The 20,349-nt window shown below is 62.6% G+C and carries 17 protein-coding genes; 10 read left to right on the top strand and 7 right to left on the bottom strand.

Going from position 1 to position 20,349, the window contains the following annotated elements; genetic code table 11:
* Positions 1 to 56 precede the first annotated feature (56 nt).
* The 3 genes from ACLIKD_RS18535 to ACLIKD_RS18525 all read right to left on the bottom strand — a co-directional run bounded on the left by ACLIKD_RS18535 (position 57) and on the right by ACLIKD_RS18525 (position 4,758).
* Positions 57 to 2,576 carry a DNA topoisomerase III gene (locus ACLIKD_RS18535; RefSeq protein ID WP_226417819.1) on the bottom strand — a complete coding sequence of 840 codons (2,520 nt, stop codon included), beginning with the start codon at positions 2,574 to 2,576 and terminating at the stop codon, positions 57 to 59.
* 80 nt (positions 2,577 to 2,656) lie between these two features.
* Entirely contained in the window at positions 2,657 to 3,733 is a 1,077-nt protein-coding gene (gene dprA / locus ACLIKD_RS18530) for a DNA-processing protein DprA (RefSeq protein ID WP_226417820.1), read from the bottom strand.
* Positions 3,730 to 4,758 (bottom strand): LysM peptidoglycan-binding domain-containing protein, encoded by a 1,029-nt coding sequence (locus tag ACLIKD_RS18525; protein WP_428826181.1) that lies wholly within the window; start codon positions 4,756 to 4,758, stop codon positions 3,730 to 3,732. The genes dprA and ACLIKD_RS18525 overlap by 4 nt, the downstream gene beginning before the upstream one ends.
* Positions 4,759 to 4,902: 144 nt before the next feature.
* Here ACLIKD_RS18525 and def point away from each other — a divergent pair, with 144 nt between their 5' ends.
* Together def and fmt are read left to right on the top strand one after the other, a co-directional pair.
* Positions 4,903 to 5,406: a peptide deformylase gene (gene def / locus ACLIKD_RS18520; RefSeq protein ID WP_226417822.1), complete on the top strand. Its 504-nt coding sequence runs from the start codon at positions 4,903 to 4,905 to the stop codon at positions 5,404 to 5,406.
* Complete coding sequence (gene fmt / locus ACLIKD_RS18515; RefSeq protein WP_428826180.1) at positions 5,403 to 6,326, top strand: methionyl-tRNA formyltransferase; 924 nt, start codon at positions 5,403 to 5,405, stop codon at positions 6,324 to 6,326. The genes def and fmt overlap by 4 nt, the downstream gene beginning before the upstream one ends.
* Positions 6,327 to 6,332: 6 nt before the next feature.
* Here fmt and ACLIKD_RS18510 read toward each other — a convergent pair whose 3' ends face one another.
* From ACLIKD_RS18510 to ACLIKD_RS18495, 4 genes are all read right to left on the bottom strand, one after another.
* Positions 6,333 to 6,683: a ribbon-helix-helix domain-containing protein gene (locus tag ACLIKD_RS18510; protein WP_428826179.1), complete on the bottom strand. Its 351-nt coding sequence runs from the start codon at positions 6,681 to 6,683 to the stop codon at positions 6,333 to 6,335.
* Between the two features lie 59 nt (positions 6,684 to 6,742).
* Positions 6,743 to 7,324, bottom strand: coding sequence for a DJ-1/PfpI family protein (locus ACLIKD_RS18505; RefSeq protein ID WP_428826178.1), 582 nt, complete (start codon positions 7,322 to 7,324; stop codon positions 6,743 to 6,745).
* A 93-nt stretch (positions 7,325 to 7,417) separates the two neighbouring features.
* Positions 7,418 to 7,840: an S-adenosylmethionine decarboxylase family protein gene (locus tag ACLIKD_RS18500; RefSeq protein WP_226471962.1), complete on the bottom strand. Its 423-nt coding sequence runs from the start codon at positions 7,838 to 7,840 to the stop codon at positions 7,418 to 7,420.
* Between the two features lie 9 nt (positions 7,841 to 7,849).
* On the bottom strand, positions 7,850 to 8,737 hold the full coding sequence (locus ACLIKD_RS18495) for a S1/P1 nuclease (RefSeq protein ID WP_428826177.1): 888 nt from the start codon (positions 8,735 to 8,737) through the stop codon (positions 7,850 to 7,852).
* A gap of 34 nt (positions 8,738 to 8,771) precedes the next feature.
* Between ACLIKD_RS18495 and rsmB the strand changes: the two genes are divergently transcribed.
* From rsmB to ACLIKD_RS18455, 8 genes are all read left to right on the top strand, one after another.
* Positions 8,772 to 10,031 carry a 16S rRNA (cytosine(967)-C(5))-methyltransferase RsmB gene (gene rsmB, locus ACLIKD_RS18490; protein WP_428826176.1) on the top strand — a complete coding sequence of 420 codons (1,260 nt, stop codon included), beginning with the start codon at positions 8,772 to 8,774 and terminating at the stop codon, positions 10,029 to 10,031.
* Positions 10,024 to 10,599, top strand: a complete 576-nt coding sequence (locus ACLIKD_RS18485) for a DUF4390 domain-containing protein (RefSeq protein WP_428826175.1) — start codon at positions 10,024 to 10,026, stop codon at positions 10,597 to 10,599. Before rsmB ends, ACLIKD_RS18485 begins: the two co-directional genes overlap by 8 nt.
* On the top strand, positions 10,596 to 12,752 hold the full coding sequence (locus ACLIKD_RS18480) for an ATP-binding protein (RefSeq protein ID WP_428826174.1): 2,157 nt from the start codon (positions 10,596 to 10,598) through the stop codon (positions 12,750 to 12,752). The genes ACLIKD_RS18485 and ACLIKD_RS18480 overlap by 4 nt, the downstream gene beginning before the upstream one ends.
* A complete protein-coding gene (locus ACLIKD_RS18475) occupies positions 12,730 to 13,995 on the top strand; it encodes a sigma-54-dependent transcriptional regulator (protein ID WP_428826173.1) in 1,266 nt (421 codons plus the stop codon). Before ACLIKD_RS18480 ends, ACLIKD_RS18475 begins: the two co-directional genes overlap by 23 nt.
* 37 nt (positions 13,996 to 14,032) lie before the next feature.
* Positions 14,033 to 15,466 carry a Trk system potassium transporter TrkA gene (trkA, locus tag ACLIKD_RS18470; protein ID WP_226417831.1) on the top strand — a complete coding sequence of 478 codons (1,434 nt, stop codon included), beginning with the start codon at positions 14,033 to 14,035 and terminating at the stop codon, positions 15,464 to 15,466.
* 9 nt (positions 15,467 to 15,475) lie between these two features.
* On the top strand, positions 15,476 to 16,930 hold the full coding sequence (locus ACLIKD_RS18465; protein ID WP_226417832.1) for a TrkH family potassium uptake protein: 1,455 nt from the start codon (positions 15,476 to 15,478) through the stop codon (positions 16,928 to 16,930).
* Between the two features lie 58 nt (positions 16,931 to 16,988).
* Entirely contained in the window at positions 16,989 to 18,056 is a 1,068-nt protein-coding gene (gene hemE, locus ACLIKD_RS18460; RefSeq protein ID WP_428826172.1) for a uroporphyrinogen decarboxylase, read from the top strand.
* A gap of 299 nt (positions 18,057 to 18,355) precedes the next feature.
* Positions 18,356 to 20,338 carry a primosomal protein N' gene (locus tag ACLIKD_RS18455; RefSeq protein ID WP_428826171.1) on the top strand — a complete coding sequence of 661 codons (1,983 nt, stop codon included), beginning with the start codon at positions 18,356 to 18,358 and terminating at the stop codon, positions 20,336 to 20,338.
* Positions 20,339 to 20,349 lie beyond the last annotated feature (11 nt).

Genomic DNA, 20,349 nt, shown 5'->3' with positions numbered 1-20,349 from the left:
AGCAAAAAGCCCTCGGTGTGCTCTCCGAGGGCTTTTTGTTGGATGTTAGCCGACGATCAGGCTTCGGCTTTTTTCTTGGCCGGTGCCTTGGGTTTGGCGACCTTTTTCTCGAATTCGAAGCCGACCTTGCCGTCCTTGGCGACCAGATAGGCCGAGAATTTGCGGCGGGTCCGGTTGGAGACGAATTCCTTCAACAGGTCGGTCTTGCCGTCGGCCAGCAGTTTCTGCATTTGCGCGGTATCGATCGGCTGTTGCAGGATGATCTTGCCGGAGCGGAAGTCGCAGGTCTTGTCCGGGCCGACCGATTTTTCGCAGACGTAGGACGTGCCATGGTCATAGACATTGGCGGCGCATTTCGGGCACTTGCCGAGACTGGTCTGGGCCGAGAAATCGACCGGCTCGGCGTCGGCCGCATCGGCCTTGTCCTGGCCGAAATCGAATTCCGGTTCCATCTTGTCGTTGAGCTTGATCGCGGCGGCGAACGTCCGGCCCATCTTGTTGCGGAAGCCGGTCAGCGGGCCGATCTGCTTGTCGGTGATCAGTGCGTCGATCTCGGCTGGCTCGAACTGGCGGCCGGCGACGATCTTCCATAGCGAGTAATCGCAGCCTTCGCACTGGAATTTCTTGTAGTTCTCGCGAATCTGGCCGCCGCAACGCGGGCAGGGCGCGGTCAGCACGCCGAAATCGCCGGGGATCGTATCGCTGTCGAAGGTCTTGGCGCGCTCGACCATGTGGCGGGTCATTTCGGCGATTTCGCGCATGAATTCCTGGCGCGTGAATTCGCCTTTTTCAATGCGCCCGAGTTTCCATTCCCAGTCGCCGGTCAGTTCCGGCTGGGTCAGTTCGTTGATGCCGAGGCCGTTGAGCAGCGTCATCAGTGAAAAGGCCTTGGCGGTCGGGATCAATTCCCGACCTTCGCGCAGCATGTACTGCTCGCCGATCAGGTTTTCGATGATCTGGGCACGGGTGGCCGGGGTGCCGAGGCCGCGACCGGCCATCGCCGCCTTCAGCTCCTCGTCGTCCACCATCTTGCCAGCGCCTTCCATGGCAGAGAGCAGCGTGGCTTCCGAGTAGCGTGGTGGCGGCTTGGTTTCGTTGGCCTTGACGGTGACGTCTTCGGCCTTGACCGTTTCATCCTTGGCGACCGCGACCAGATTGCCTTCGGTGCCTTCCTGGGCTTCCTTGCCATGCACGGCCAGCCAGCCCGGATTAACCAGCACCTTGCCCTCCGTCTTGAAGGGGTGGCCTTCGACGCGGGTGATGCGGGTGGTCACCAGATATTCGGCGGCCGGGAAGAAGACGGACAGGAAGCGGCGAACGACGAAGTCGTACAGTTTCTGTTCGAGTTCGTTGAGGTTCTTCGGTGCCTGCGGCGTCGGGATGATCGCGAAGTGGTCGCTGATCTTGGCGTTATTGAAGATGCGCTTGTTCGGCAAGACCCAATTGCGGGCCAGAATCTGGTGAGCGAACGGCGAGTAGCGGGCGAGCAGCACTTCGTCGTGACCCTTGCCGGCACCTTCACCGGTCAGTACCGCCAGGGTTTCCTTGACGGTCGGCAGGTAGTCTTCCGGCAGGCAGCGCGAGTCGGTCCGCGGGTAGGTCAGGACCTTGTGTTTTTCGTAGAGCGACTGCGCCAGCGACAGCGTGGTCTTGGCCGAGAAGCCAAAGCGGCCGTTGGCTTCGCGCTGCAGGCTGGTCAGATCGAAAAGCAGCGGCGACATCCGGGTTTCCGGCTTGGCCTCTTCGCTGACGATGCCCGGCTTACCAAGCGTGGCGGCACGGATTGCATCCGCCTTGTTCTGTTCCCAGAGGCGGTCGGCGCGGGCGTGTTCGTCGTCTTCCTTGCCCTTGTAGCCCTCATCGAACCATTTGCCGGTGTAATTGCCGGCCTTGGCGGCGAAATCGGCCTCGACTTCCCAGTAGGAGCGCGGTTTGAATTCGCGGATTTTCTTTTCGCGCTCGACGACGATGGCCAGCGTCGGGGTCTGCACCCGGCCGACGGTCGTCAGGTGGAAACCGCCGGTCTTCGAGTTGAAGGCGGTCATCGCCCGCGTACCGTTGATGCCGACCAGCCAGTCCGATTCGGAGCGGCAAACGGCGGCGTCGCCCAGGCCCTGCATTTCCTGTCCATTGCGTAGACGGGTAAAGCCGTCGCGGATGGCGCCCTGGGTCATCGACTGTAGCCACAGGCGCTGGACGGGTTTGCCCGACTTGGTGTGCTGGGCGATGTAATTGAAGATCAATTCGCCCTCGCGCCCCGCGTCACAGGCATTGATCAGTGCGCTGACATCCTTGCGCTTGATCAGCTTGGCAAGAACCTTGAGGCGGGATTCGGTCTTCTCGATCGGCTTCAGCGCAAAGTGGGGCGGAATCACCGGCAGATGGGCAAAGGACCACTTGCCCCGCTTGACCTCGAACTCTTCCGGGCAGGACAGTTCCAGCAGGTGACCGACGGCCGAGGAGATTACGTGCGTCTCGCTCTCGAAATAGTCATCGTGCTTGGTAAAGCCTCCCAACGCCTTGGCGATGTCGGCGGCAACGGAAGGTTTTTCAGCGATTATCAGCTTTTTGGTCATGGATTCTGTCAGTTAGGTGCCGAGGCATGATAAGTGCGCGGCGAGCGGCTTGGCAAGCCATCAATATATATGCAGGGTTTTCAGACCAGGCGTTGGTAGCGATTGCCGGGCAGCGTGGCGATCTGGCCGGCGAGTTCGAGGGTCAGCAGTTCGGTGAGCAGGGCATCGGTGGCGAGCCGGGTGCGCTCCTGCAGATCGTCGAGGCCGCAAGGGTCGTGGCCGAGGGCGCTGAGCACGAGGTTGTCGTCCGGGACGGAGGCCGGCTCGGCAAGGTCGGTCGGTTCGGCGAAGTTGCCGAGTTCTTCCAGGATGTCCTGGGCCGTTTCGACCAGTTTTGCGCCCTGCCTGATCAATTTGTGGCAGCCGCGGGAAACCGGTGAATGGATCGAGCCGGGAATGGCAAAAACTTCGCGGCCCTGTTCGGCGGCCAGTCGGGCGGTGATCAGCGAGCCGCTTTCCGGCGCGGCTTCGACGACCAGGACACCGCGTGACAGGCCGGAAATGATCCGGTTGCGACGCGGAAAATTGGCGGCAAGGGCCGGCGTGCCGAGCGGAAATTCGGAAACGATGGCGCCGCGCTCGGCGATCGCCAGGGCTAGATCCCGGTTGCGGGCCGGATAGAGACGGTCGGCGCCGGTGCCGATGACGGCGATGGTTTCGCCATCGGCGGCGAGCGCGCCGCGGTGGGCTGCAGCGTCGATGCCGAGGGCGAGGCCGCTGATGATGCAATAGCCTTTGGCCGCGAGCGTTTTGGCGAAATTCTCGGCAGTTTGCAGGCCCTGGGGCGTTGCGTTGCGGCTACCGACCATGGCCAGGCCGGATTTCTGCAGCAGGGCAGGTTTGCCACGGACGTACAGCAGGCTGGGCGGATCGGGGATTTCGAGCAGGGCTTGCGGATAATCGGCATCGGCCAAGGTCAGAATGTGCTGGCCGGGCTGGTCGGCCCAGGCGATGCTGCGTTCGACATTTTCGCTCACCTCGGAATCGAATAGCAGGTCGGCCCGGTCGCCGATCACGCTGCGCACTGTCAGTCGCCCGGCCGCAAAAATTGCTTCGGGTAAACCGAAAGCGGCGAGAAGCTTTCGTTGCGTCTCGCCGCCGATGCCAGGGATCAGGGTCAGCCGCAACCAGGCGGCCAGCCCTTCGTATTCACTCACGGATTGCGCGCGGAGTCGCCGACGATGACCGATTTGGAGGAATCGACGACCAGTGCGTAGGCGATACCGTCAAAGACGCGGAAGACAAAGGCCAGCGCGTAGCGCTCTTCCGGGATCTGAGTTGAACTGCGCCGGCCATCGGTATCGACGTTGATCGAAACGCGGTTGCGGAAGAGGGCGAGAACGTGCCCGATTTCCAGCCCGCTGTTCTTGCCGCGGTTCAACGCCACCACCGAACTGGTGCCGCCTTCGTTGACTCCGCCGTAGATGGAGACGACTTTGGCAGCGACCTCCTGATCCGGGCGGTGCGGCACGTAGGAAATGATTTCGGGCGGCGGGGCGGGCAGCAGGCGGTCGCCGCGACCGATTTCCTGCTTGGCCTGGGTGATCTGGATGGTAGCCGGTTCGCCCGGCCTGATCAGGCGGGCATGGCCGAGGAAAAAGGCTTCGTGGGCGATGACTTCGCCGGTTTCCGGATCCTTGAGTTCCTTGCCCGGGCGGAAGACATGCCATTTCTCGACGCTGGCGTCGGGGATGCCGGAAACGAAAGCCTCGTCGCCGTTGCCGACCAGCATGCGATCTTCCTGGGTGGCGACGATGCGGGCCTTGCCGTCATGGGCGCCCGGTTCGATGACCAGTGGCTTCGAAATGAAGGGCTCGATGACATTTGGCGGAATGCTGGGGATGACCTGCTGAACCGCCTGGCTGTATACCTGCGGCTGGAGCTTGCCGGTGCCCTGGTGCTGTTTGCCGAGTCGCAGTCGCGGATTGCCGCTCGACATGTCAAGGATGATGACATCGCCGGGGTAGATCAGATGCGGATTCTTGATTTCGGCCTTGTTCATCTGCCAGATTTCCGGCCAGCGCCACGGCTGCTGGAGGAATTTGCCGGAAATGCCCCACAGAGTGTCGCCGCGCACGACGATATGGCGGTCGGGCGGGTTGTCGACAAGCTTGAGCGGCTCGGCGGCGGATGCGCAAGCGGCCGTTACGGCCAGGATGAGCGCGGATATAATGCGGACCATAGTCGTAACCTCACGTGCCGGCGGAACGCGGTGCATCAGATGCTGTCTTATTTGCATCAAGCGAATCCGTTTCCATATCTCGAGAATTGCTTTAGATTCTGCACGTAATAACCTAAGCGAGCAAGCTTTTATTCCTGTCAACCTATGGCTCTTCTACCCATTTTGCGTTTCCCCGACCTTCGCCTGAAAAAGGTCGCCGTACCCGTTGTCAAAATTGACGACAGCATCCGAAAACTGGCGGCCGACATGGCTGAAACGATGTACGAAGCGCCCGGAATCGGTTTGGCCGCGACGCAGGTTGATGTGCACAAGCAACTGGTCGTTATCGATATCTCGGAAGAGAAGAACGATCTGCGCGTTTTCATCAACCCGCGACTGGAAAACTTTACCGGTTCGCAGACCGGTGAGGAGGGTTGCCTGTCGGTACCCGGCATCTACGACAAGGTCGAACGGGCCGAGCGGGTCACCGTCCATTACCTCGATCTTGAAGGCAAGGCGCAGTCGCTGACGGCCGACGGCTTGCTGGCGGTGTGTATCCAGCATGAAATCGATCATCTCAAGGGGATGGTTTTCGTCGATCATCTGTCGCAACTGAAGCAGGCGCGGATCAAGGCGAAACTGGTCAAACTGTCGCGGGTTACCGCATGAGGGTGATTTTCGCTGGGACACCGGAGTTCGCCGCGCAGGCGCTGCAGGCCATTATTCAGGCCGGTCACGAAGTGCCGTTGGTGCTGACCCAGCCCGACCGGCCGGCTGGTCGGGGCATGGTTCTGCAACCCTCGCCGGTCAAGAAACTGGCGCTGGAAAAGGCCATTGAGGTTTTTCAGCCGCTCAGCCTGAAGGATGCGGCAGCGCAGCAAAGGATCGCGGCCATTGGCGCCGACGTGATGGTGGTCGCCGCCTACGGGCTGATCCTGCCGCAGGTGGTGCTCAACATGCCCCGCTTCGGTTGTCTCAATATTCACGCCTCGCTGCTGCCGCGCTGGCGCGGTGCGGCACCGATCCAGCGGGCGCTGCTGGCCGGCGATGCGCAGACCGGGGTCTGCATCATGCAGATGGAAGCCGGCCTGGACACCGGGCCGGTATTGTTGCGCGGTGCCTTCCCGATCGATTCGGCCGATACCTCGGCAACGCTGCACGACCGATTGGCCGAACTCGGCAGCACGTTGATCATCGAGGCGCTGGGCCACTTGCCCCTACCCGCCGAGCCGCAACCGGCGGACGGCGTGACCTATGCCCAGAAGATCGAAAAGGCCGAGGCGCTGATCGACTGGCGGAAAAGTGCGGCCGAACTGGATCGTCACATTCGCGCTTTCAATCCCTTTCCCGGGGCTCAGGCGCTGATCGGTGGGCAGACCATCAAGCTGTGGCGGGCCAGCACGGTCGATGCGCAGGGTGAATTTGGCCGGATCCTGGCGGTCGACCGGAGCGCCATTGTTGTCGCTTGCGGCGAAGGGGCGCTGGCGATCGGTGAATTGCAGAAGGCTGGCGGCAAACGTCTGCCGGTGCAGCAATTCCTGGCCGGCAATCCACTGAAAGCGGGCGACCGTTTCGATATTCCCGGCTGACCGGTTTCAGGCGGCACCGATACTGCGCGACAACTGACTGACGACCGGCGGCAAGGTGCCGACCATCGTCAGACCGGGGCGTTCGCTTTCCTTCTGGTGGCGCAGGGTGAGGTAGCGCAGGCAGGTGACGCGCAGGAAGGAGGCGAAGTTCTCCACCTCCCCGCGGTAAGCCTCGATTTCATCGTAGAGCTTGGCGATCAGCTGGTTGGTCGTCATGCCCTCGTTGCCGGCCAGCTCGGCGAGGATGTCCCAGAACAGGTTTTCCAGCCGGATCTTGGTGACGAAACCATGAATGCGCAGCGAACGTGAGCGCGATTCGTAGAGCATCGGTTCGGCTTTGACGTAGATTTCACACATGGGTGGCCTCCTCGGTTGGCGCGGGCAGTCCGGCTAGCCGAGACTGCCCGCGCAGCATATCAAAGCGTGATGTGGGTGCCGAGTACCTGCAGGAACTTGGCCAGCCAGTCCGGGTGGGCCGGCCAGGCCGGGGCGGTAACCAGGTTGCCGTCGACATGGGCCTGATCTACCGGGATGTCGGCATACTGGCCGCCGGCCGCCTTTACTTCCGGGGCGCAGGCCGGATAGGCGCTGCATGAGCGGCCGGCTAGTACGCCGGCTGCGGCAAGCAGTTGGGCGCCGTGGCAGATCGCGGCAATCGGCTTCCGGGTGCTGGCGAAATGCTGCACCATAGCCAGAACTTCCGGGTTCAGGCGCAGGTATTCGGGGGCGCGGCCGCCTGGGATGACCAGGGCGTCGTAGCTGTCGGCCTTGATCTCGGCAAAGCTGGCATTCAGCGTGAAATTGTGACCGGGTTTTTCGCTGTAGGTCTGATCGCCTTCGAAGTCATGGATGGCGGTACGTACCGCCTCCCCGGCTTTTTTGCCGGGGCAGACGGCATGCACCGTGTGCCCGACCATCAGCAGTGCCTGGAAAGGCACCATGGTTTCGTAATCCTCGGTGTAGTCACCGGTAATCATCAGTATTTTCTTGGTAGCCATGTTTGTCTCCATTGTTATCGATCGGCGTGCGGCGGGTGCCGGCGCCTGAGGCATTGTCTGGAGTTTTGCGGGGCGGCGGGTAGCAGCCGGTTGCTACGGCGTTTCGGGCGGAGCGCTGTCGTCGAGGACGCGTTCGCGCGCCCCGAGCTGGCCGCGTTTTACTTCGATGCGCTCGGTGCGGCCGGGGGCAAAGGCGGCGATCACTTCCCGGAACAGGGCGTGGGCGCGTGCGGTGTTGTCGCCGCTGAAATTACAGACATAGACGTCCAGCGTGACCGCCGCGATTTCCGGCCAGGTATGGATCGCCAGGTGCGATTCGGCGAGGACGACGGTGCCGGTGACGCCGGCCGCCTGGTCGTTGGCGTCGCGAAATGGATGAAAAAGGCGGCCGACGACGGTCAGTCCGTGCCGGGTGCAGGCCTCGACGCAGAGGGCTTCAAGGCCGGGGGCATCGAGCAGCAGGCGCGGCGGGCAATGGCAATCGTGCAGGTCGGCGATTAACTGGATTCCGTGCATCGGGCAATTCTATGACGTTCCACGTGAAACGCGGTGGCTGACGATGGCATCGAGCAGGCGGCCGAGGCGGTAGCCTGCTTCGACGATGCGCCGGTTGGCGATATCGTGTGCCTGCTGATTGAATTCCGCGCTGATTGTCGGCAACAGGCTGCCGGCCGGTTCTGGATAGGCGAGGGCGAGCAGGCGATGGCTTTCGTCCCGCCACGCCCGCACGTTGCCCTGCTCGGCCGGTGGAAAGGCCGCGATCAGGCGCGCCGCGTTTTGTGCCAGCCGCTTGCCGCGCAGCCACGGTGGGCCGGGCAGGTCGTCCCAGTAGGTGTGCAGTTTGGCAAACGGCAGGCGCTTGTTGAACGGATTTTCGATTTCGACCGTATTGCCGCCTTCGTCGTCATGCCGGCCGACATGCAAGGGCTGGTGAATGTCGGCGACCAGATGCAGCAGCCAGGGCAGGGCGTAGGACAGTTGCTCGCGGTCGGCCGATGAGCGAAGGACTCGGCTGAGTCGGTCGATCTGCCGGTCGATTTCGCCAGCCTCGGATTTGCCGTTGTGGTCGACATCGACGTAATGCCAGCGCTGGTGATGGGCCGTGTCGCCCAGGCCGGGCAAGGGCGCCGTCGCCGGCTCTCGTCCCTCGGTGTAAAAGCGCGGATCGCGGCGAATGTCGTCCGGCCAGGTCGATGCTTCGGCGAAGATGTCCGCCGCTTCGCCGGAATGTGCTTTTTCCATCCAGCGTGGGTGGTCGGGGTGGCCGGCCAGTGCGGCGGCCACCCATTTCTGGCTGGCTGGCGACAATTGCTGCCAGGCGATCAGCGCGGTCAGCCGGTGTCCGGCGGCATTCCAGGCATGGGCCAGGAGCGGGGTGAAGGCGAAACAAAGGGCAAAAATCAGTCGGTGCATTGCGACATTATGCAGCGTGCGATAATCCCGTCCTATGTCCCGTTTACCCTTCGATTCCCTGGCTTTTGCCCTGCATCAAGCCGCTCATATCAACGCTGCAGTATTTGCCGGGCAAAGTCTTGCCGATGGATTGCTGGCGCGCGTTGATCCGCAGGCCCGGCCGGCCGTGCAGGATCTCGTCTATGGCAGCCTGCGGGCGTTCGGGCGGGGTGATTTTTTCCTGGCCCGGCTGCTCGCCAAACCGCTGACGGCGGAGGAAATACGGGCGCTGCTACTAGTTGCCATCTACCGCCTGGAAACCCGGCCGGACGCCGCGCATACCGTGGTCGATCAGGCTGTTGCCGCCGCCGGCGAACTGGCCGAAGGTCGTTTTCGCGGACTGGTCAATGGCGTGTTGCGCAACTTCCTGCGCCAGCAGGCCGAACTGAATGCCGCGCTAGCCGCCGATCCGGTCGCCAGCTCGCAGCATCCGGACTGGTGGCTGACCCGCTTGCAGGCGAGCTATCCGCAGGATTGGCCAAGCATCGTCGCGGCCGGCAACACGCCGCCGCCGATGGCCCTGCGGGTCAATCTGCGGCGCGGCTCGCGGGCCGACTATCAGGCGCGGCTGAATGGCGAAGGGCTGAACGCGACGCCGCTTGGCGAGTGCGCATTGGCCTTGGAAAAACCGCTGCCGGTTGATCGCCTGCCCGGTTTTGCCGATGGCCTCGTCTCGGTGCAGGATCCCGGGGCGCAAATGGCGGCCTTGCTGCTCGACCCGGCGCCGGGCAGCCGGGTGCTTGACGCCTGTGCGGCGCCTGGCGGCAAGACGGCGCATCTGCTGGAGCGGGCCGATCTCGATTTGCTGGCGCTCGATCTGAAGCCATCCCGCTGTCGGCGCATCGTCGAAAATCTCGCCCGCCTCGGGCTCAAGGCCGACGTCATGGCCGCCGACTGCGCCAAGCTTAATACCTGGTGGGATGGCCGGACTTTCGATGCCGTGCTGGCCGATGTGCCGTGCACGGCCAGCGGCGTGGTGCGGCGCAATCCGGATGCCAAGTGGCTGCGCCGCGAAGACGATATCGCCAGCTTCGCCAAGGCGCAATCGCGTATTCTCAATGCGCTGTGGCAGGTCGTCCGGCCCGGCGGTAAACTGCTTTATGTGACCTGCTCGGTCTTCCCTGTCGAGAATGGCGAGCAGATCGCGGCATTTCTTGCCCGTCAGCCGGATGCACGCCGTGTTCACGAGGAACAGCTTTTACCAACCGCCGAACATGATGGCTTTTTCTACTGCCTGCTCGAAAAAAATGCCTGATCGACTGCGCCATTGGCTGCTGTTGCTGCTTTTTATGCCGGTTTTGGCGTGGGCGGCCGAGATTGAAATAGCCAATGCGCAACTGTCGGCGACTGAGGACGGTTATGCCCTGTCGGCCGATTTTCGTTTCGAGCTGACGCCGCGCCTCGAAGAAGCCGTAAACAAGGGCGTCGTGCTCTATTTCGTCGTCGATTACGAAATGACCAAGGCGCGCTGGTACTGGCTCGATGAAAAGCTGCTCAGCCGCAGTCTGACCTACAGCCTGTCCTATCATGCGCTGACCCGCCAGTACCGCTTGTCCACCGGCGGTCTGCATCAGTCATTCTCGAACTTGAGCGACGCGCTGGCCGTGCTCTCCCGCCTGCGCAACTGGGTGGTGATCGATAAGGGCGACAAAATGCTGCGAACCGGCGAGCCGTATCAGGCCGCCTTGCGCCTGCGCCTCGATATTACCCAGCTGCCGCGGCCCTTCCAGATCAGTGCCCTGGGTAACAAGGACTGGAATCTGGTGGCAGACTGGAAGACTTGGCAGGCGCCGTTGCCGGCCCTCGCGGTGGAGACCCGGTGAAGCGCTTCGTTGCTGCCGGCGGGGCTTTCGCCGCCGCCATCGGGGGCATCCTGTGGTTCCTGCTACTGATGTCCACGGCGGCCGACACCGTCCTTTTCTCCCGCAACTATCCGCTGCTGATCGGTCTGAATGTCGTGCTGGCCCTGGCCATGGTCGGGCTGGTCGGCTGGCAGCTGCGCTCGTTGTGGCGCGACTATCAGGCCCAGGTTTTCGGGGCCCGTCTCAAGCTGCGCCTGATGCTGATGTTCGGTTTCATCGCGGTACTGCCGGGGGCGCTGGTCTATGGCGTTTCGGTGCAGTTCGTGACGCGTTCGATCGAAAGCTGGTTCGACGTGCGCGTCGAAAAAGCCCTCGAATCCGGCCTGCAGCTTGGTCGCTCGGCGCTCGATTCGCTGCTTGAAGACCTCGGCGCCAAGGGGCGCAGCATGGCCATCGAGTTGTCCGACATCCAGGAGCCATCGCGGCGTTCGGCGCTGCTGCGTCTGCGCGAGGAAAAAGGCGTGCAGTCGGCGGCCCTGTTCTCGGTCGGCGGCCAATTGTTGTCCAGTGCGACCACGGAATTGAGCAGCCTGCTGCCCGATCTGCCGAGCCAGACCCAGCTCAAGCAGGCGCGCAATTCGCGGGCGATCAGCACCGTCGAAGGCGACGGGGGAAAGCTCTATCTGCGCGTGCTGGTGCCGGTCGCGGCCCATGATGTGTTCGAGGAACCGCGCATTCTGCAACTGATCAACCCGGTGCCGGCCAGCCTGGCGCACGACGCCGACGCGGTGCAGGACGTTTATCGCGACTATCAGGAGCTGCAACTGGCGCGGGCTGGCCTGACCCGGATCTATGCCCTGACCCTGACCTTGACTGTGCTCGTCGCGCTGTTCGGGGCATTTGCGCTGGCCTACTTGATGGCCCGTCGGCTGGTCGCGCCGCTCTACATTCTGGCCGAGGGGACGCAGGCTGTGGCGCAGGGCGACTTCTCGCCGCGTCAGGCGATTTACAGCGGCGACGAACTCGGCATCCTGACCCAGTCCTTCAACCAGATGACGCGGCAGCTGAACGAGGCGCACCACGAAACCGAACGCCATCGCAGCGAGCTGGAGTCGGCTCGCGGCTACCTCGAATCGATTCTTGCCAATCTGTCGTCGGGCGTTCTGGTTTTCGATCGCAATTTCGTCCTGCGCACCGTGAACGAAGGGGCGTTGACCGTTCTGAACGATGATTTCGTCGAGCTGATCGGGGCGGCGGTCGATAACTGGCCGCGCCAGCACGCGATGGGCACCTTCATCCGTCAGCATTTCGCGGCGACCGAGGATGCCGAATGGCAGGCCCAGCTGGAGCTGGAGCGCCCGAATGGGATGCCGCAGATCCTGCTGCTGCGCGGTTCGCGTCTGCCCGAAGCGAGCGGCGGCGGCGATGTCGTGGTGTTCGACGATGTCACCCGGATTGTCGCCGCCCAGCGCAGTGCCGCCTGGGGCGAGGTGGCCCGCCGGTTGGCCCACGAAATCAAGAATCCCCTGACCCCGATCCAGCTATCGGCCGAACGTCTGCAGTTCAAGCTGGCCGACAAGCTGGCCAATGGCGACGCCGAGCTGCTGGCGCGCGGGACGCAGACCATCATCAACCAGGTGCAGTCGATGAAACGCATGGTCGACGACTTCCGCGACTATGCCCGCCTGCCGGCGCCGGAAGTGTCGCCGCTCGATCTCAACGAACTGATCGGCGAAGTCCTCGGCCTCTACGAGAGCTCGTCGGCCCGCATCGAAACGCGACTGGACGAGGCCTTGCCGGCGATACTGGGCGATGCCACCCAGTTGCGGCAGATCATCCACAATTTGCTGCGCAATGCCGAAGATGCCCTGGAAGGCCGCGAGGCCGGTCAAATCAGCATCGTTACCGAAACAGTCGGGCGCTGTGCCCGCCTGTCGATCAGCGATAACGGCCCGGGTTTTCCGGCCGAACTGCTGCCGCGCATCTTCGAACCTTATGTCACGACAAAGGCCCGCGGTACCGGCCTTGGCCTGCCCATCGTCAAGAAAATTGTCGAAGAACACCTGGGTACCATCGAAATCAGCAATGCACCGGCGGGCGGCGCACGAATCGACATTCGTCTGCCCCTGGTGAAGGAGGAGAAAGCCAAACATGGCAATAATTCTGGTGGTTGATGACGAAATCGGGATCCGCGAGTTGCTCTCGGAAATCCTGATCGACGAAGCTTACGATGTCCGACTGGCAGAAAACGCCGGGGCGGCGCGCCGTATCCGCAACGAACTGCGCCCCGATCTGGTCCTGCTCGACATCTGGATGCCGGACATGGACGGCATTTCGCTGTTGAAGGAATGGCATGCGGCCGGCCATCTCAACATGCCGGTGGTCATGATGTCGGGCCACGGCACGATCGATACGGCGGTCGAAGCGACCCGTTTCGGTGCTTTCGATTTCCTCGAAAAGCCGATTTCGCTGCAGAAGCTGCTGTCCACGGTGCAGAAAGCGCTCAAGCACGATACGCCGCCGTCGCGTCCGCCGCTGACGCTGGAAGCTTTTGGGCGCTCAACTTTCGTCAAGGAGTTCCGGCGCCGCCTCGAACAGGCCGCCGCCAAGGCGCCGATCCTGCTGCTCAAGGGGGCGACTGGCGGGATGGCGGAAATCTGCGCCCGCACCTTGCAACCGCCGCGCGCTCCCTGGCTCGATCTGTCCGGCGTGAGCAGCGCGCTGACCCAGGAAATGCTTGAAAAACTCAGTGGGGGCATCCTGTTTGTCCCCGATCTGGCGGCCCTCGGCAAAATGCAGCAGATGAATCTGGCCTATGCGGTCGAGCGTCTGGAAAAGCTCAATCTGCAGCTGGTCGCGGCCACCGTGACACCGTTGGCGGTGCTTGGCGAAGCCGGCTGGGACAGCAAGCTGCTGGCCCGCCTGGGGGAAGTCTGGGTGGTCATGCCGTCGCTGGCCGGACACGCCGACGAGTTGCCGGAGATTGCCAGCCTGTTGCTGACCAATTTCGTCGAACGCGGCGAAGTGCTGCCCCGCCGTTTTTCCACTGGTGGCCTCAATGCCCTGCGCACGCTGCCCTGGAAAAACCTCTCGGAGACGAGCTGGACTGACCTCTACATGTTGGTCCGCAATCTTGCCCTGACGGCGCTCGACGAGGAAATTTCGGCCGAAGACGTCAGTCGCGTCATGCCACAGGAAGCCGGGGACTGCCGCGAACTGGTCTCGATGTTGCCCTTGTTCGACCAGCCGCTACGCGAGGCGCGCGATGCCTTTGAAAAACTCTATTTCGAGCACCACCTGCGGCTTGGCGGTGGCAACATGACCAAGCTGGCCGAGCGCTCCGGCCTTGAACGTACGCATTTGTATCGCAAGCTGAAGCAACTGGATGTCCGGCTCGGCAAACGGGTCGAGGAATAGACCGTCGAGATAGCAGCGTAATCCTGGTGGGGGCATCATGAAAGTCATCATTCTCGGTGCCGGCCAGGTCGGGGCCAGCGTTGCCGAAGGCCTGGTTTCGGAAGAAAACGACATCACGATCGTCGATTACAACGCGGCGCGCCTGGCCCAGTTGCAGGACCGGCTTGATTTGCGGACGGTCGTCGGCGATGCCGCGACGCCATCGGTCCTGCGCAGTGCCGGGGCGGAAGATGCCGACATGATCATTGCCGTGACCCAGAGCGATCAGGCAAATCTGGTGGCCTGCAAGCTGGCCCAGAGTGTCTTCAATGTGCCGACCCGGATTGCCCGTCTGCGTTCGCGGGATTTCCTCGAAGACGCCAGTCTGCTTTCCGTCGCCAACTTTGCCGTCGATTACGCGTTGTGCCCGGAGCAGGTCATCACCGATTACATCCGGCGGTTGATCGAATTTCCCGAGGCGCTGCAAGTACTCAGTTTTGCCCGCGGCCGGGTCAGTCTGGTGGCGGTCAAGGCGTTCGAGGGCGGGCTGCTGGTCGGCAGGCAGATCAAGGAAATGCGCGCCTTGCTGCCGCCTGATATGGAAGCCCGGATTGCGGCAATTTTCCGCCGCGATCAGCCGGTCTTTCCGGAAGGCGAGACGGTGGTCGAGGCGGGCGACGAGGTGTTCCTGCTCGCCGCCGCCGAGCACATCCGGCCGGTGCTGCGCCAGTTGCGCCGGATGATGACGCCGGTCGAGCGGATCATGATCGCCGGTGGCGGCAATATTGGCAGCCGGCTGGCCAAGACGCTGGAAAAGCGCTACGAGGTCAAGGTCATCGAAGGCCGCAAGGAACGCGCCGAGGCGCTAGCCAGCGAGCTTGACGATGCGCTGGTCCTGCTCGGCGATGCCACCGACGAGGAGTTGCTGGAGCAGGAAAACATCGCCGAGATGGATCTCTTCCTCGCCCTGACCAATGACGACGAAGACAACATCATGTCCGGCAGCCTGGCCAAACGTCTCGGCTGCAAACGGGTGGTGGCGCTGATCAACCGGCGGGCTTACGCCGAAATGATCGAAGGCGGGCCGATCGATATCGGTATTTCGCCAGCCCAGGTGTCGATCGGCACCCTGCTCACCCATGTCCGTCAAGGCGATGTCGCCGAAGTGCATTCGCTGCGGCGCGGTGCGGCCGAAGCGCTGGAGATCGTCGCCCATGGCGATGGCAAAACTTCCAAGGTGATCGGCAAGCGGATCGATCAGATCGACTGGCCGCATGGGGTGACGGTCGCCGCGCTAGTGCGCAACTTCGCGCAGCCGGTGGTGGTTGGCCAGACCGACGACTGGACGGCTATTACCCGCTACGGCGAGGTGCTGATTGCCCATCACGACACGGTGATCGAGGCGGATGACCATGTGATCGTCTTCTGTACCCGCAAGAAGCTGGTCAAGAAGGTCGAAAAGCTCTTCCAGGTCGGTTTTCACTTCCTTTAAGGGGCTGCCATGACGCGTTTTGCCCCGGTTTATCGTGCGCTGGGCATGATCATCATGCTCTTCGGGCTGACCATGCTGGCGCCGTTGATCACCTCCTACGTCACCAACGACGGCGCGCAATCGGCTTATGACGAGGCTTTTGCCCTGACCATGCTGTGCGGCGCCTTCCTCTGGTATCGCTATCGCCGCTGCAAGCGCGAGTTGAACATCCGCGACGGATTCCTGATGGTCGTACTGGTCTGGTCGGTCCTGCCGGCTTTTGCGGCGATTCCGTTGATGCTTCATCTTGGCATCAGTCATACCGATGCCTATTTCGAAACGGTATCGGGGCTGACCACCACCGGTTCGACAGTGCTGAGCAACATTGACTCGCTGCCGATGTCGATCAACCTTTGGCGTCACCAACTGGTCTGGGTGGGCGGTATGGGGCTGATCGTGCTGGCCATCGCCGTCCTCCCGCTGCTCGGCATCGGCGGCCGCCAGATGTTCAAGGCGGAAACGCCGGGGCCGATGAAGGACGCCAAGTTGACGCCACGTATCGCCGAAACGGCCAAGGGATTGTGGCTGGTCTATTTCGGTGTCTCGCTGGCCTGTATCCTCGGCTTTCGCTGGGCGGGCATGAGCTGGTTCGATGCCGTCTGCCACGCCTTTTCGACGATGGGACTGGGCGGTTTCTCGACCCACGACGCCAGCTTCGGCTATTTTGATTCGCCGGCCATCGAGTTCGTGGCGATCGTTTTCATGCTGATTGCCGGGATGAACTTCGGGACGCTTTTTCTCGCCGTTAGCGGGCGCTCACTTCGTCCCTACCTCCGGGATCCAGAAGCTGGATGGTTCCTTGGCGTGACCTTGCTCAGCATTCTCGTGGTCGCCATCTACATCTGGAAGGATGGGGCCTATGCCGATCTGAATGTCGCCGTTCGCCATGTCGCTTTCAACCTGGTCTCGATTGCCACGACCACCGGTTACGCCAGTGTCGATTTCGCTCAGTGGCCGATCTTTGCCACGCTGTGGATGCTGTTCCTGTCCAGTTTCGTGACCAGCGCCGGATCGACCGGCGGCGGGATCAAGATGATGCGCGCCCTGCTGCTCTACAAGCAGGTCTACCGGGAGTTGCTCCGTGCCATGCACCCGAATGCCGTCTATAACGTCCGCATCGGCGGTCAGGTGGCGCAGCAACCCGTTCTGTTCGCGGTTCTCGCCTTCGCATTCATGTACATGGTCAGCATTGTTTCGCTCACCCTGGTCCTGACCTTTACCGGGCTGGACATCATTTCTGCGTTCACGGCGATTGTCGCCAGCGTCAACAACACCGGCCCGGGCCTCGGGGTGGTTGGCCCATCGACGACCTACGAGGTGCTGGAAGACTTCCAGACCTGGGTCTGCATCTTCGCCATGCTGCTTGGCCGGCTGGAAATCTTCACGCTGCTCGTCGTACTGACCCCCGCCTTCTGGCGTAAGTGACCTGCAACGCGGAAAGGCGGATAATTCCGCCTTTCCGAATTTCTGGCGGAGTGCCCCTGTGAGCCGACCCAAGAACGATACCTTCCTGCGCGCCCTTCTCAAAGAGCCGACCGAATACACGCCGCTCTGGCTGATGCGTCAGGCCGGCCGTTATCTGCCGGAATACTGCGAAACGCGCAAACGCGCCGGCAATTTCCTGAATCTGTGCAAGTCGCCGGACATGGCTTGCGAAGTGACGCTGCAGCCGCTGGCCCGTTATAACCTCGACGCCGCGATCCTGTTCTCCGACATCCTGACGGTGCCGGATGCGATGGGTCTCGGCCTCTATTTCGCCGAAGGCGAGGGCCCGAAGTTCGAGCGCCCGCTGCGCGAAGAATGGGCAATCAACGACCTCACCGCGCCCGATCCCTACGACCATCTGCGCTACGTGATGGACGCCGTGGTCGAAATCCGTCGCGCCCTGGACAACTCGGTGCCGCTGATCGGCTTCTCCGGCAGCCCCTACACGCTCGCCTGCTATATGGTCGAGGGTCAGGGCTCGAGTGACTTCCGCTACATCAAGGGGATGCTCTACAAGCGCCCGGACCTGCTGCACCGCATCCTGTCGGTGACCACCGACTCGGTCATTTCCTACCTGAACGCCCAGATCGACAGCGGCGCCCAGGCGGTGATGATCTTCGACACCTGGGGCGGCTCGCTGTCGGCGGCGGCCTATGAGGAGTTCTCGCTGCAATACATGCGACGCATCGTCGCCGGCCTGAAAAAGGAAAAGGACGGCGAGCGCGTGCCGAGCATCGTGTTCACCAAGAACGGCGGTCTGTGGCTGGAAAAGATCGCCGACATCGGTTGCGATGCGGTGGGCCTCGACTGGACCATCGATATCGGCGAAGCTCGCCGGCGGGTTGGCGACAAGGTGACGCTGCAAGGCAACCTCGACCCGAACGTGCTGTTCGCCACGCCGGAGATCGTCGCCGCCGAAGCGCGCAAGGTGCTCGACAGCTTTGGGCCGGGGAATACCGGGCATGTCTTCAACCTCGGCCACGGTATTTCGCAATTCACGCCGCCGGATAGCGTCAATGCCCTGGTCGAAGCGGTCCATAGCCACAGTCGTTTATTACGAAAGTAATACCTATAAGCGGGCTGCAGTTCTTTACTTATGCACAGAGTTCTGCATCCCGCCAAGAAAATTTCCTGAAATCTGCTTGACAGTTCACAACTTGCTCAAGTAATTGAAAACAAAAGGATTGTCTTCTTGCCCAATATTTCGGCAAAGTGACAAATTCCTTTAAACCCCGTGGCTTAGCGCAGTTTTACCAGAGAAATCCACAAAGTTATCCACAGCTTTTGTGGGTAAATCAAACGACCGTGTAAACACAGGGTTTTTCACCAAATTTCGGAGATACGACGGCCCCCGCCGGCAAATTTATGCCTGTCTTACGCGTCGCTCTCGATTTGCCGTTGCACCGCCTCTTCGATTACCTCGCCCCGGAGGCATCGATCGCCGACTTCGGTTTCCGCGTTCGCGTGCCGTTCGGGCGCTCGGAAAAAATCGGCGTCATCGTCGAGGTCGCCGATGACAGCGACTGGCCGCTCGATCAGCTGAAAGTCGCCGGCGAAATTCTGCGCGATCTGCCGGCCCTGCCGCGCGATTTCTTCGCCCTTTGCGATTTCGCCAGCACCTATTACCAGGCGCCATTCGGCGAAGTCGTGCTGCAGGCCTTGCCGGTCGGTCTGAAACGGGTCGTGCCGCCGACCCGGCGCCAGGCGCGGGCCAGCCGTCCAACGCAACCGATCGCCCGGCCGGCGCTGACTGCCGAGCAGGCGCTCGCCGTTGCGGCCATCGATCCGGCCGCCGGTTTCTCCGCCCACTTGCTCTACGGCATCACCGGCAGCGGCAAGACCGAGGTTTATCTGCGTCTGATCGAGCGGGCGCTGGCCGAAGGTCGGCAGGTTCTGCTGCTGGTCCCTGAAATCAACCTGACGCCCCAGCTCGAAGGGCGGGTCCGGGCGCGCTTTCCGGAAACCGGCGTCGTCTCGCTGCACAGCGAACTCGCCGAGGCTGCGCGCGAGCGCAACTGGCGGGCGGCCTTTGCCGGCGAGGCGAGCATCGTGCTCGGGACCCGGCTGTCGATCTTCACGCCGATGCCGAATCTTGGATTGATCGTCATCGACGAGGAGCACGACCCCTCCTTCAAGCAGCAGGACGGCATGCGCTATTCGGCGCGCGATATCGGCGTCTTCCGCGCCCACCAATTGGGCATTCCGATCCTGCTCGGTTCGGCGACGCCGGCGCTGGAATCCTGGGCCAATGCGCAGAGCGGGCGCTATGGCTTGATCAAGCTGCGCGAACGGGCCAATCCCGAGGCTACCTTGCCGAGCGTGAAAATGCTCGACACGCGCCGCATGGTGCTCAAGGAAGGCGTCAGCGAGCCGTTGATCGCCGCCATCGCGGCCCGGCTGGAGCGTGGCGAGCAGAGCCTGATCTTCCTCAATCGGCGCGGCTATGCGCCGGTGCTGGCGTGCACCGCTTGCGGCTGGATCTCGCGCTGTACCCGTTGTGCGGCCAACATGGTGCTGCATCTGGCCGATAAGCGTTTGCGCTGTCACCACTGCGGCTTCGAACATCGCGTGCCGAAGGCCTGTCCGACCTGCGGCAACCAGGATATCCATCCGTTCGGGCGCGGCACCCAGCGCCTCGAAGGCTGGGTCCAGGAGCAATTCCCGGCGGCCCGGGTGATCCGTGTCGACCGCGATTCGGTGAAGAGCCGCAAGCAATGGGAGGTGATGCTCGAGCGCATCCATGGCGGCGACGCCGATATTCTGGTCGGTACGCAGATGCTGGCCAAAGGCCACGATTTCCCCAAGCTGACGCTGGTCGGCGTGCTGGGCGCCGATTCGGCATTGTTTTCCGCCGACTGGCGCGCCCCGGAACGGCTTTTCGCCCAGCTGATGCAAGTGGCCGGGCGCGCCGGGCGGGCCGAACTGAAAGGCGAGGTGCTGGTCCAGACCGAGTATCCGGATCATCCGCTGTATTCGGCGCTGGTCGCCCACGACTACCCGGGCTTTGCCGCGAGCATGCTCAAGGAGCGTGAGCAGGCGGGTTTTCCGCCCTATGCCTTCCAGGCGATGCTGCGCGCCGAAGCGCCGGCGATGGCCGACTCTATCGCCTTCCTGAAAGCCGCGGCCGCCTTGCCGGTCATTCCGGAACACGACAACGTGATGATCTACGATCCGGTGCCGATGAAGCTCTCCCGTCTGGCCAGCCTGGAACGCGGCCAGTTGCTCGCCGAATCCGCCTCCCGCCCGGCCCTGCAAGCCTTTCTGCCGCGCTGGCGGGAAGCCATCGAAGGCCTCAAGGCGCCGTCGAAGCTGCGCTGGCATATCGAAGTCGATCCGCTGGAGTTCTGACCGGCACGGCC

The organism is Azonexus sp. IMCC34842 (assembly GCF_050368855.1).
Lineage (GTDB): Bacteria > Pseudomonadota > Gammaproteobacteria > Burkholderiales > Rhodocyclaceae > Azonexus > Azonexus denitrificans_A.
The sequence above is the reverse complement of the archived record's forward strand: the minus strand, read 5'-3'. Positions and strand labels throughout refer to the sequence as shown.